The organism is Bradyrhizobium guangdongense, from assembly GCF_006483445.1.
Taxonomy (GTDB): Bacteria; Pseudomonadota; Alphaproteobacteria; order Rhizobiales; family Xanthobacteraceae; genus Bradyrhizobium; species Bradyrhizobium guangdongense_A.
Window position 1 is genome coordinate 13280 of record NZ_PPPT01000097.1, and the last position, 12646, is coordinate 25925.

Consider the following 12646-nt stretch of genomic DNA (forward strand, 5'->3'; position numbering starts at 1 on the left):
TATTTCCGGAGAGGAAGAATGAAAATCGTTGGTTTGGACAGTTTGATCTTCGGCGTGGATGACGTGCCCGGTACCGCGCGCTTCCTCATCGACTATGGGCTCGCGCCCGTCGACGTCTCGGAGGCCGGCGGACGGTTCGAGGCGATTGACGGCACATCGGTCGTGATCGCACGCGAGGACAATCCGAGGCTGCCCGCGCCGCCTGCGCCGGGCTGCCGCCTGCGCAAGACCATGATGGGCGTCGCGGACGGCGCGACGCTGCAGGCGATTGCTGCGGAATTGCGCCGGGATCGCGAGGTCCGCGTCCTGCCTGACGGCTCTATCGAATCGACCGACGATTCAAACTTCGTCATCGGCTTTCGCGTGACCGTGCGCCAGCCGTTCGCGTTGCCGGGCGAAATCTCCAATGCGCCAGGCGGTGTCTTGTTTCGGCCGGTGAACAGCCTCGGTGTGCCGCCGCCCGGCACGGCGATCCGCCCGCGCTCGCTGTCGCACGTGGTGTATTTCGTGCCCGACGTGCTGAAGGCGGAGGCCTTCTACGTCAATCGGTTGGGCTTTCGCTGCACGGATCGCTTCACCTCAACCGGTCCGTTTCTGCAACCGGCGGGGTCGCTTGACCATCACACCCACTTCCTGATTGCGGCGCCGCCGCATATGCACGGCGTCGAGCACTTTACATTCCATTTCGGTGGCCCGTCGGAAATGATCACCAACGGCTACCGTTTCGTGGAGAAGGGCTACCAGGCCTTCTGGGGACCCGGTCGTCATATCCTGGGCTCGAACTGGTTCTGGTACTTCAACAGTCCGTTTGCCTGCCACATCGAGATGGATGCCGACATGGATATGCACGACGCCAACTGGACGCCGCGCGAAGCCGCGTTGTCGGCAGATGCGTCCCAGACCTTCCTTTTGAAGATGCGAAAGAAATGGGCTCCTGGTCCAGGGATCCACGAAAATGGCGACTACGCCTGAGGTGAGGAATACAGGGGTACTCCGGATAGGCCGGGCCGACGAGATCGGCGAGGGTCAATCGCGCGGATTAGATCCGCAAGAGTGCGGTGAGGACACGATGTTCGTCGTGCGGTGGGGCGGTGTCCTGCGGGCCTGGCGCAACGCGTGCCCGCATGTCGATGGCGCGCCGATGGCCTGGCGCAAGGACGCGTACCTGAATGCCGATGGCTCACGTATCGTCTGCCACGCGCATGGGGCGGAATTCCTGCCGGACAGCGGGATGTGTGTGCAGGGCCCGTGTGTGGGCAAAAGACTGACCGCCGTGCCGATCGTCATCGATGAGCACGGCGATCTCTTGGTAGCAGAAGAATAAGGCAGCCGAAAAGGCGCGAGTTTCGAGAGGAGGGACACCATGGCGGTGGTTCGTAGGGTATTGATAATCGGTGGCGGATTTTCTGGCATGGCTGCAGCCATCCAGATGCGCAAAGCCGGCATCGAGGTTGATCTCGTCGAGATCGATCCCAATTGGCGCCCTGAGGGGGCCGGCATCACTGTCAATGGTCCGACCTTGCGCGCGCTCGAGACGATCGGCGTCTTCGACGAATTCGCAAGGCGCGGTTTTACCTCCAGCGGTGTCGATCTGTTCACCCCCATCGGGCAAAAGATCGGCGAGATTCCGACGCCCAAGGTGGCAGGCTCGGACGTTCCCGGGGGCGGTGGGATCATGCGGCCGGAACTGGGGCGAATCCTCGCCGATGCCACCCGTGCAAGCGGCGTCGCAGTTCGTGTCGGATGCTCCTACACGGCGATCGAGCAGACGGGCGATCAGGTCGCCGTCGCGTTCACAGACGGGACGACTAGTACCTACGACCTCGTCGTCGCCGCCGACGGTGTCCACTCGAAATTGCGCGAACGGTTTTTCCCGGAAGTCAAGCCGCCGCAATATATCGGGCAGGGCGTCTTCCGGGCGGTCTTGCCGCGTCCGGCAGGGATCGTGCGCCCGCGGATGTGGCTGGGCGGCACTGTCAAGGTCGGCGTCAATCCAGTCAGCCAGACGCATTTGTACATGTTCATCACCGAGGCGCGGCCGGAAAAGACAAATCTCGATCCGGCCACTTTCCCGGATCTGATGACGTCCTTGCTGAAGTCGTTTCCTGATCCGGTGATCCAGTCGCTAATTTCTCACGTTTTCGTCCCCGAGGCCGCGATCGACTATCGGCCGCTCGCCAACCTTCTCGTGCCGGCGCCGTGGAATCGCGGGCGCGTCATCCTGATCGGCGATACGGTCGCGGCGACCACGCCGCATCTGGCATCCGGCGCCGGCATCGGCATCGAGAGCGGCATCGTTCTCGCGGAAGAGCTCGCCAAGGCCACGACCCTGCAAGACGCGTTCGACGGCTTCCACGCGCGCCGCTGGGAGCGCTGTCGCATGGTGATCGAGAATTCGGAACGGCTCTGCCGGATCGAGATGGAAAACGGCGACAAAGCCGAGCATGCGAAGATCATGCGGGGGTCTGTCATGGCGCTGACGCAACCGATTTGATCCGACGGAAAGCTGCGAGCGCAGCTCGGCGCCGTCGTGCCGAAACACAAATCACAAAGAGGGGGAATAGGAATGCAATCGACAACGGAAAGCTGGTCAGGCCGTCTTTCATTGATGGTGGCGCACTGCGCCGGCATGGTTGACCTCGTCGCTTTGCCGGTCTGGGTCGGCGCCCTGATCGCGCAGTACAAGTTCGCGCCTCAGCAGGCGGGCGGGCTTGCAACGTTGTTCCTGACAGGCGCGGTGCTCAGCAGCCTGTTCTTTGCACCACGTCTCAACCGCATGAATGCGCGGCCGGCTGTGATCGGCGGCTTCGCACTCGCCGCGGCAGTCTTCTTCGCCGCAGCGTGGGTCACGGATTTCCCGACGCTGGCCGTGCTGCACGCGGCTGCGGGCGCTTCGGCCGCCTGCGGCCTCAGCTTCGCGCATGGGACGATCGCGCGCAGTGCTAATCCGCATCGCCTGTTCGCGATCGTCGGCATGGCGCTGGGCGTCTTCGCCATCGTATTCCTCGGCGCGACGCCGAACCTGATCGCCGCGTTCGGCGGGCACGCGCTGTTCGCCGTGTTCTCGACCATCATGGCAGTTGCCGCAATCGTCGCCGCGATCTCATTTCCTGCCGCCGTTGCGCGTGACAAGAGCTCAGTCGCCGACGTCAGCCGCCTTCCGCGGGCCGTGTGGTTCGGCGTGGCCGGTGTGAGCTGCATGGCGCTGACCCAGGCGATGATGTTCAGCTTCATCGAGCGCATCGGGGCCGACAGAGGTTTCGGCACCGAAGCGGTCACCGGCGTGCTGATCGCGCTCGGTCTGGTCAATCTCCTGCCGGCGCCGCTCGCGGCAGTGCTGGAAAGGAAGCTGTCAGCGAGGACTGTGGTGCTCGCGGGGCCTGTTTGCCAGGCGATCATCGCGGTGACGATCACCTTCGGCAGCGGCTTTCTAGCTTATGCGATCCCGACGGCGCTGTTCGCCGCCGTGATGATCTTTACGCACACGTTCGCCTTCGGCCTGCTGTCGCGGCTCGATCCGACGGCCCGTGCGCTTGCTGGAACGCCGGCGATGCTGATGATCGGAGCCGCGGTCGGCCCGATCCTCGGCGGCACGCTGGTTCAATCCTTCGGCTACCAGGCGCTGGGACTTTGCGCAATTGCCATCTCGACCGTCGCTGTCTTGCTATTCTCGAGGGTGTTTGCCACGAGCGCTGCGGTCGCAGGCCGGCAATCGCTCGAAGTTGCCTGATCCCGAACAGAATTGAGGAATCAAGATGTCGCTTGCACCAATTCGCCGTGTCGTGACAAGTCACGACGCGCATGGTGATGCCGTGATCGCAACCGACGGCTCCTTGCCGACGGTGATCGAGCTCGCCGCGATTCCGGGGACGATGTTCCATGAGGTGTGGAGCACGGCTACGACGCCTGTTCTCATCGACAATGGATCGGACCCGACCATTGGCCCCCTGTGCCTGCCGCCGCCGGCGCATGGCACCCGCATCCGGTTCGTCGATATCCCGCCCGATACCGAGGACTTCCTCAAGCACGGCGCCGCGCGGATGAAGGATGCGTTCAGCCAGGTCGGCGATGTGCACGCATCGACCGTGCGACCGGACTCGCCGCATCCGTTGATGCATCGAACCGAAACCGTCGACTACGGGATCGTCATCTCTGGGGAGATCACGCTGGTGCTCGACAAGGGTGAAGCGAACCTGAAAGCCGGCGACGTTGTGATCCAGCGTGGCACGAACCATGCGTGGGCCAACCGAAGCGGCCAACCCTGTCGAATGCTGTTTATGCTCGTCGATGGACAATTCAGCGACGAAGTCAATGCATCGAAGGCTGGCTCATGAGACTTGCGACCTACGATGACGGAACCATCGACGGCAAGCTGGTCGTCGTTTCCAGGGATCTTCAGCGGGCGGTCGGTGCGCGCGCGATCGCGCCGAATCTCCTGACGGCGCTCCGCTGCTGGCCATCGGTGGAGGCGCCATTGCGCCTTCTCGGCGAGCGGCTCGACCACGGCCGCGCCGAGGATGCCGTGCCGTTCGATCCAACTCGCTGCCTCGCGCCGCTGCCGCGCGCGCCGCAATGGTGCGATGGATCGGCATTTCTCAATCATGGGCGGCTGATGGATCTTGCCTTCGACAAGCCGCCGATTCCAGATTTCGACACGATCCCGGTGATGTACCAGGGAGCGAGTGACGATTTTCTTGGTCCGCATGCCGATGTGCCCTTTGTGACCGAGGTGGACGGGATCGATTTCGAGGGCGAGTTCGGGGTGATCGTCGACGAGGTGGCGATGACGACGCAGGCTGCGCAGTGCGGCAAGCACATCCGGCTCGTGGTGCAGATCAACGACTGGAGCCTGCGCACCATCGGCGCGCGCGAGGTGCGAACCGGATTTGGTTTCCTCCAGGCCAAACCCTCGACGAGTTTCGCGCCAATCGCCGTGACGCCAGACGAGCTCGGCGACGCCTGGCGTGACGAACGCGTCGACGTGCAGCTTGGCATCTGGCGCAACGGGGAACGGATCGGTGCGGCCTCGGGCCGCGAAATGGCGTTCAGCTTTGCGGATCTCATCGCCCATGCCGCGAAAACGCGCCGCCTCACAGCGGGGACGATCGTCGGATCGGGAACCGTGTCGAACGCTGATCGCTCGGTGGGCTCGAGCTGCCTTGCGGAGTTACGAGCCATCGAAATGCTCGATCACGGCGCCGCCAGGACGCCTTTCCTGAAATTCGGCGATCGCGTGTCCATGCAGGCGCGCTTCGCCGACGGGCGGGATGGACCTTTTGGTCGCATTGATCAGAAGGTCGTCCGGGCGGACGAGCGTCACGAGCCTGCGGCGCGCCCTCGCTCGTCCGATCGCGGCGGCATGTAAATCGATGCGGATTCTGGTCACCGGAGCCGCGGGATTCATCGGCAGCGCGTTGTTGAAGTCGCTGATCGGCGACCCCGCTACGCCCGAAATCGTCGCCGTCGACCTAGCCGAGCGGCCGGCCTGGGCTGCAGCAGGCAGCGTACGCTGGATTTGCGGTGGGATCGACGATAGTACCGTCCTGGATGCGATCTTTCGCGACGAATTCGATCTCGTGTTCCATCTCTCGAGTGTGCCGGGAGCGCTTGCCGAAAAAGATCCGCGGCTCGGACGTCGCGTCAATCTCGACGCCTCGCTTGATCTTTTGGAGCGACTGGCGGCGACGTCTCGCTGCCCTCGCGTGGTCTATGCCAGCAGCATCGCGGTCTACGGCCCGAACTCCGGCCCCGTCGGTTCACGAACGCCGCCGCGTCCTGCGATTACCTATGGTGCGCACAAGCGCATGGTCGAGATCGCCTTGGCCGACCACACCAGGCGGGATGAGATGTCCGGCATCTCGGTGCGGCTGCCCGGCATCGTGGCTCGCCCAGGACCGGCGACCGGATTCGGCTCCGCTTTCATGAGTGAACTCCTGCACGCGCTCTCGGCCGGCGAGCCCTATTGCTGCCCGGTATCGCCGAGCGCCACGATGTGGTGGCTGTCCGTTGCCGCGGCGGTGAACAACCTCAAGCACGCCGGCGCGATCGCCCATTGCGGTACCATTCAGGTTCCGGCGTTGCATCTCACGCTCGGAGAAGTCGTCGACGCGCTTGTTGAGGTCGGTGGAACGGTACGAACGTCACTCGTTCAGTATCGTCCGGATGAGCGCGTCGAGGCGACATTTGGCCGCTTTCCCGAACTGGACGTTGCCGAGGAGCGCGCGCTTGGCTTCACCGACGACGGCTCGGTCGCGACGTTGATCGGGAATGCACTCGCCCAGTCAAATCGGGCCTCCAGGGAAGAGTGACCGACATATAAGAGATGCCGCAGCGCAAGAGCGCCCTGAGCCGACGGAAGGCAAATTCGATTTTGGCCCGTGCTCAAATGGTCTCAAAGGTCGAAGTTCCTTTAGCGCGCGTTCGAAAAAATGCGATGGAAGCCCGGACCTCGAAGGCATCGATCTGCTATCAATGCGCGTCGGCAGAACGCTAATTGTTCAAAGCCGATCTTCGCCGGCGAGGCGCCTTGTTATTTGGAAGTGCCTGCTAAGCAATTGATATTACAAGAGGCGAATTCCGCGATTTTTTCCAAATGCGCAGTGAAATCATTGAATAATCAAACTGATTTTGATTCCGCCATTCGGAGGTTCGATCCCTCCCGCCCCAGCCAGCGAGTCCTCCGCGCCTGTAAATTCGGATGAATTCGGCCTGGCTGTGGAGCTGATGACAGCTCTGCGACACATTCCTGCTGCACAGGATGTCGAGCCGCGCTGCCGCCCGTCGCCTGGCCACCCAACTCAACCTGACCTTGGACGACATCGCGATGCTTGCCGATGGCGCCGACCCGCGGTCTCAAATCGAGACAATGCTCCATGCCGTCGTCGACCGGGATCTGGCCAAGCTCGACCGGGTGGCCCTTGCAGCCAAGAGCGGGCGCGGCTTCGACGTCGCGCAGGCGACAGCCGACGACCAAAGGCCTTGTTGGGCTTATGCGCTGTTGGACGCCCAGGGCGTCACGGCCGTCGTGCGCGACGAGGATCGCAACTGAGATTTCTCGTTGCTGATGGGCGGGATCTACTTGCTCGGTGGCTATCTGCTTTGGAAGACGCTTTCATCCAGAACTGACTCTCTGTAGGTCGGCCCTTCCATCTGACTCGGCCGGCAGTGCCGGCGCACGTCGAGGTGAGCCTGAAGCCTCCATTTTTGAGTCACGTCCCACCAATTTTCTGATGCGCTGGCGGAGGCATCGATATGCGCTAGATCAACTCGCCGGGCCGTTCCGTGGGTACGTTGTTACATCCGTGGAGGGACCCCAGATGGCCATCAAAGACGTCTTGCTCACTCTGACCAGCTATCCCGATCCGACGCCTGCATTGGTGGTCGATCGGGCCGTGTCGTTCGCCTCGCTTCTTGGCGCCCATATCGCGGCGATTTCTTGTGAAGTTCATGTGCAGGTTCCCGGCAGCTTCCTGGGCGGCGCGGGCCATCTCGGGTCAATCCTGGCAAGTGAGGCGCACAAGAGCAGAAGTAACGCACAGGATCTGCTGGCGACGTTTGAATCGACCGCTCAGAAGGCCGGCGTGCAGCGCGAGTCCGTTCTCGAGCGTTGCCTGACACACGAAGTGCCAGACCTTTTGGTGGAGTATGCGCGGCTGCGCGACCTCACCATCGTGCCGGTGCCGGAATCTTACGACCAATGGTACGCCGAAGCTGTCATCTTCGGGGCGGGGCGGCCGGCGCTGGTAGTTCCGGAAACTCCCCAGTCGAGGCCGTTCGAACTGAACAGGGTGCTCGTGGCATGGGATTTCAGCCGCGCCGCTGCGCGTGCGGTCTCAGACGCCATTCCCATCCTGGAGAAGGCGCGCGAAGTGCGTATTCTCACCGTGACCAACGAGAAAGCGATGCCGGGCCGGCGCTCGTCGTCCGAACTCGCCAAGAACCTGTCGCGGCACGGAATCGATGTGATCGTCGAGGAGGTGGATGCCGCTGGACGGGGCATTGGCGACGTCCTCGCGGCGCAGATTGAGGCCTCCAGAGCCGATCTGCTTGTCATGGGCGCCTACGGCCATTCGCGGTTCCGTGAGTTCATATTGGGAGGCGCGACCCGGAGCATCCTGGCGAAGCCGCCGATTCCCGTGCTGCTTTCGCACTGAATGGCGGCAGGCCGGGTCAGGCCGCAAGCGCAATGTTTTATTCGGTTCCAATGACGATGGATGCCAACCCACCGAACGAGGCTCGCGAGACAACTCCGGTGTTTCACGCCCGGGGACTTTCGAAGACCTACCGAATGGGAGAGGTCGATGTGCATGCGCTTCGCGACGTCGACCTCGACATCTTCGAAGGCGAGTTTGTGGTGCTGCTCGGGCCGTCCGGGTCGGGCAAGTCAACCCTGCTGAACATCCTGGGAGGCCTGGACAGCCCAACCTCGGGCGAAGCGCATTGGCGGGACCACAATTTGGTCGGCGCAACGGATGCGGAACTGACCCGCTACCGGCGCGAACATGTCGGTTTCGTCTTTCAGTTCTACAATCTGATCCCCAGCCTGACAGTTCTGGAGAACGTCGCCTTGGTCAACGAGATTGCGGATAACCCACTCGATCCGCTCGAGGTGCTCGCGCTCGTCGGGCTCGAAAAGCGGATCGATCACTTCCCCTCGCAACTGTCCGGCGGCGAGCAGCAGCGTGTCGCGGTCGCCCGAGCCATCGTCAAGTCGCCCGATGTCTTGTTGTGTGACGAGCCGACAGGGGCGTTGGATTACGAAACCGGAAAGGTGGTCCTGGCGGCGATCGCGCGGGCCAATGAACGTCTCGGCACCACCACGGTCATCATCACGCACAATAGCGCGATCGCGGGCATGGCGGATCGCGTGCTGCGGCTCGGTGGCGGTCGGATTGTCGGCGAGGAGCGAAATGCGCGCCGGCTCTCGGCGGACGAGGTGCACTGGTGAGCCTGCTGGATCGAAAATTGCTGCGCGACATCGGCGCTATGCGGGGGCAGGTGCTTACCATCTCCTTGCTGGTCGCCTCCGGCGTTGCCGTCTTCGTTGGCTCCGTCTCGACTTACTACTCGCTGAATTCCGCCGTGGAACACTTCTACGCGACTGCGCGATTCCCTCAGGTGTTTGTGACGCTCAAGCGCGCGCCACTGTCGATCGTTCCGCAGCTCAATGAGATTGCCGGCGTTGCCACTGTCGAGCCGCGCATCGTGCGCGAAGTCATCGTGGATTGGCCAGCCTCCTCGCAGCCGGTCTCGGCCCGCATGGTTTCGCTCAACCACGCTGGCGACGAACGGCTTTCCCGCCTGCATCTGCGCCGTGGCGCGGCACCCGAGTCCGGTTTCTCGAGGAGCGCGGCGGTCAATGAAGCGTTCGCAGAAGCCAACGGGGTCAATCCCGGCGGTGACGTCCGCGTGCTGCTGAACGGCAAGGCCGAGACATTCCATATTTCCGGGATCGGACTTTCGCCGGAGTATGTCTACGCCGTCAAGCCGGGCCTGCCCATTCCGGACGACAGGTTCTATGCCATTCTCTGGGTCGATCGTAGCGCGGCGGAAGCAGCCTTCGACATGAAGGCGGCCTTCAATGATGCCATCATCTCGCTGGCACCGGGTACCAACGCGAAGTCCGTGATTGACGAACTGGATCGTCTGCTCGAACCCTATGGATCGGTCGGTGCCGTCGAGCGGCGGGATCAGCCGTCCAACCGCTTTCTCGAAGATGAGTTGAACCAGCAGAAGGTGATGTCGACCACCATCCCGTTCATCTTCTTCGGCGTTGCGGCATTCCTGCTCAATAGCGCGCTGGGCAGGCTCGTGGCTGCTCAACGCGAGCAAATCGCCGCGTTGAAAGCGCTTGGCTTTCCAACCACGGCTCTGATCCTCCACTACCTGAAGCTGATGCTCGTCATCGTGCTGATAGGATCAGTGCTGGGAATTGCGGCTGGCTGGGGATTTGGGAATGCAATGATCGGGAGTTATCAAGGGTTCTTTCGCCTGCCGGACCTGCCGTTTCGCCTCACGCCATGGTCGGCAATGCTGGGTATTGCTATCAGTCTGACTGCGGCCTCGCTCGGCGTCCTGACCGCGTTGCGACAGGTCGTTCGACTTGCTCCGGCGGTCGCCATGCGACCAGCGACCCCGCTGGGTTTTCGCCGCTCTTGGGTAGAAGCTTTCTTGCCACGCGGCACGGCGAGACGCCGATTGATGGTCCTGCGCAATACCGCAGGACGCCCGGTCCGTTCACTCATGACTGTGATCGGGGTCGCCTTTGCGGTCCCGATGATGGTGCTGGGGATATTTTGGCGCGATGCCATCCACGAGATGGTCGATCTGCAGTTCAACCTGGTGGAGCGCGGCAACACGACGGTGACGTTTCCACACCCCATGGATCGTTTGATCATTCGCGATCTGGCGCGCGAGCCTGGCGTTCTTGCCGCGGAAGGGCAGCGTATCGTGCCGGTGCGCCTTCGTGCGGGCCAGCGCAGCTATTTGACATCCGTGATCGGTCTGTCCGCCGGAGACGAGTTGCGCCGGCCGCACGATGCCAAGTTGCGACCCATCGCGGCCATGCCTGACGGAATTACCCTTACCCGGCGGCTTGCGGAACGGCTTGAGGTGAAGGCCGGCGACGTCATCGCGGTCGAGGCGATGGAGGGCCGCCGGCGAAAGCGCGATCTCCCAGTCAGCGCTATCGTCGACGAGTCGATCGGAATGGCATCCTACATGGAGATCGAGACCCTGAACCGCTTCACCGACGAGGGGGCCGTGGTCTCGGCGGCGAGCTTGTATGTCGAGCCGACGGCGATGCCGGCGTTGGGCCGGAAGTTCAAGAACCTCCCGACCATCGAATCCGTGACGATGAAGGCGTATACGCTCTCCTCCTTCATGGAGAAGATTGCCGGTCTTGTTTTCGTAACTGCCGGCATTCTTGCCGGCTTCGCCACAATCACCACGGTGGGCGTGGTCTACAACAGTGCCCGCGTCAGCTTGCAGGAGCGAGCATGGGAATTGGCCAGCCTCCGGGTGCTAGGCTTCACCCGCGGTGAGGTCGCGGGCATCCATTTCGGCGAATTCGCCATCGAGATCGCTTTGGGCATAGCGATCGGCCTGCCGCTCTCGCGTTTCGTAATCAATCTGATCGCAAGACTTCATTCCAACGAATCCTTTCAGATACCTGCGACAGTCGCACCGCAGACTTACCTCATCGCAGCTGGCGTCGTACTGGTCGCGGCTGCCGCCAGTGCGTACATCGTCAAAGGGCGTGTTGATCGGCTCGATCTGGTCGCGGCGCTCAAGACCAGGGAATGATCATGCGCATCACAGGCCGCCATATCGCGATCGCTGCCGGGCTTCTAGCCATTGCCGGGATCACGGCATGGCTCTTGATCCCGGCGCCGGTGGCGGTGGAGACTGCCGTGGTGACGAAGGGAAGGTTCGTAGCCAGCGTGGATGAGGATGGCAAAACCCGCGTGCGCCAGCGATACGTGGTAGCCACGCCGCTTGCGGGGCGGCTGAGCCGAATCCGCTTCAAGGTCGGCGATCAAGTCCAGGTCGACGACGCCGTCGCGACGATCACCCCATCACCGGCTCCGCTGATGGACCCCCGGACCCGCCGCGAAGTCGAGGAAAGGCTGGGAACGGCCGAAGCCAACCTGGATCGTGCCAAGGCAGTCGTCGAGCGTGCGCGGGCCCAAAGCGAGCAGGCCAACACTGATCTGACGCGGGCGCGGACTTTAGCCCAGCAAGGGGCCGCGACGACGCAGGCCCTTGAACGTGCAGAGCTTGCGGTGCGCCTTGCCGACCGCGATCTGCGTGCGGCGGAGTTTCAGCATCACGCCGCTGAGCATGAGATCAGCCAAATGCGCGCGCTGCTGGCGCGATACAGCAAGGAAGAGGGTGGGCAGCCGGAAAGCTGGAATGTCACAGCGCCGGTCGCAGGTGTGGTGCTCAAGGTGGCACAGGAAAGCGAGACGATCGTCCAGCCGGGCGCGCCGCTGTTGGACATTGGCGACGCCCGGGATCTCGAAGTCGTGGTCGACGTCCTGAGCACTGCTGCCGTCGAGGTCGAGCCCGGAGCCGATGTCACGATTGACCATTGGGGCGGGGAGGGGAAGCTGACGGGCCGCGTTCGTCGGGTTGAGCCGGCGGCTTTCACCAAGATCTCGACCCTCGGTGTCGAGGAGCAGAGAGTCAACGTTCTCGTCGATATCCTGTCGCCGCCAGAGCGCTGGGCGCGACTTGGCGATGCCTATCAGGTGGACGTGCAGATCACCGTCTTTGCGCGGGACGACGCGACCATAGTCCCTTCCGGCGCATTATTTCGTCATGGGGAGGCATGGAACGTCTATGTCGCGAAGGACGGGCGGGCCGAAGTCCGTCAGATCGAGCTCTTGCGCCGGTCCGGCCGCTTTGCGGCGATCGCATCCGGTCTGACTCCAGGGGAAACGGTGATTGCCTATCCCAGCGACCGAGTTGCACCGGGTGCACGCGTCGCGCAACGATCGCGTTGAGGTGATCCCAGGGGCTCTGGTCCATCATTCGCTCTAGCCGATGAATGTCCCTTCGCTTTTGGTTCGTCGCGTTCGGCTGACCTTCACCTGGCTCCGCCGTCAGAGCTGGCGAGCTATCGGCCCAACGATCGGAAAGATCC

The 12646-nt window shown here is 62.9% G+C and carries 12 protein-coding genes; all 12 read left to right on the forward strand.

What is annotated here, in order from left to right; all coding sequences use genetic code 11:
- Positions 1-18: 18 nt before the first annotated feature.
- Positions 19-972, forward strand: a complete 954-nt coding sequence (locus tag C2U70_RS14145) for a VOC family protein (protein ID WP_140978757.1) — start codon at positions 19-21, stop codon at positions 970-972.
- Complete coding sequence (locus C2U70_RS14150; protein WP_140978759.1) at positions 956-1324, forward strand: Rieske (2Fe-2S) protein; 369 nt, start codon at positions 956-958, stop codon at positions 1322-1324. The genes C2U70_RS14145 and C2U70_RS14150 overlap by 17 nt, the downstream gene beginning before the upstream one ends.
- Positions 1325-1363: 39 nt before the next feature.
- Positions 1364-2494: an FAD-dependent oxidoreductase gene (locus tag C2U70_RS14155; protein ID WP_186294251.1), complete on the forward strand. Its 1131-nt coding sequence runs from the start codon at positions 1364-1366 to the stop codon at positions 2492-2494.
- A 72-nt stretch (positions 2495-2566) separates the two neighbouring features.
- Entirely contained in the window at positions 2567-3730 is a 1164-nt protein-coding gene (locus C2U70_RS14160) for an MFS transporter (RefSeq protein WP_186294252.1), read from the forward strand.
- 25 nt (positions 3731-3755) lie between these two features.
- Positions 3756-4334, forward strand: coding sequence for a cupin domain-containing protein (locus tag C2U70_RS14165; protein ID WP_186294253.1), 579 nt, complete (start codon positions 3756-3758; stop codon positions 4332-4334).
- Complete coding sequence (locus C2U70_RS14170) at positions 4331-5365, forward strand: fumarylacetoacetate hydrolase family protein (protein ID WP_140978850.1); 1035 nt, start codon at positions 4331-4333, stop codon at positions 5363-5365. The genes C2U70_RS14165 and C2U70_RS14170 overlap by 4 nt, the downstream gene beginning before the upstream one ends.
- 4 nt (positions 5366-5369) lie before the next feature.
- A complete protein-coding gene (locus C2U70_RS14175) occupies positions 5370-6308 on the forward strand; it encodes an NAD-dependent epimerase/dehydratase family protein (protein WP_140978762.1) in 939 nt (312 codons plus the stop codon).
- A 449-nt stretch (positions 6309-6757) separates the two neighbouring features.
- The gene (locus C2U70_RS14180) at positions 6758-7048 is read left to right on the forward strand and encodes a hypothetical protein (protein WP_140978764.1); all 291 of its coding nucleotides are present in this window, start codon (positions 6758-6760) and stop codon (positions 7046-7048) included.
- A gap of 268 nt (positions 7049-7316) precedes the next feature.
- Complete coding sequence (locus C2U70_RS14185; RefSeq protein WP_140978765.1) at positions 7317-8153, forward strand: universal stress protein; 837 nt, start codon at positions 7317-7319, stop codon at positions 8151-8153.
- A 56-nt stretch (positions 8154-8209) separates the two neighbouring features.
- The gene (locus C2U70_RS14190; RefSeq protein WP_140978852.1) at positions 8210-8947 is read left to right on the forward strand and encodes an ABC transporter ATP-binding protein; all 738 of its coding nucleotides are present in this window, start codon (positions 8210-8212) and stop codon (positions 8945-8947) included.
- Positions 8944-11304 (forward strand): ABC transporter permease, encoded by a 2361-nt coding sequence (locus C2U70_RS14195; protein WP_186294254.1) that lies wholly within the window; start codon positions 8944-8946, stop codon positions 11302-11304. The genes C2U70_RS14190 and C2U70_RS14195 overlap by 4 nt, the downstream gene beginning before the upstream one ends.
- Before the next feature lie 2 nt (positions 11305-11306).
- Complete coding sequence (locus tag C2U70_RS14200; RefSeq protein ID WP_140978854.1) at positions 11307-12506, forward strand: efflux RND transporter periplasmic adaptor subunit; 1200 nt, start codon at positions 11307-11309, stop codon at positions 12504-12506.
- Positions 12507-12646: the final 140 nt, after the last annotated feature.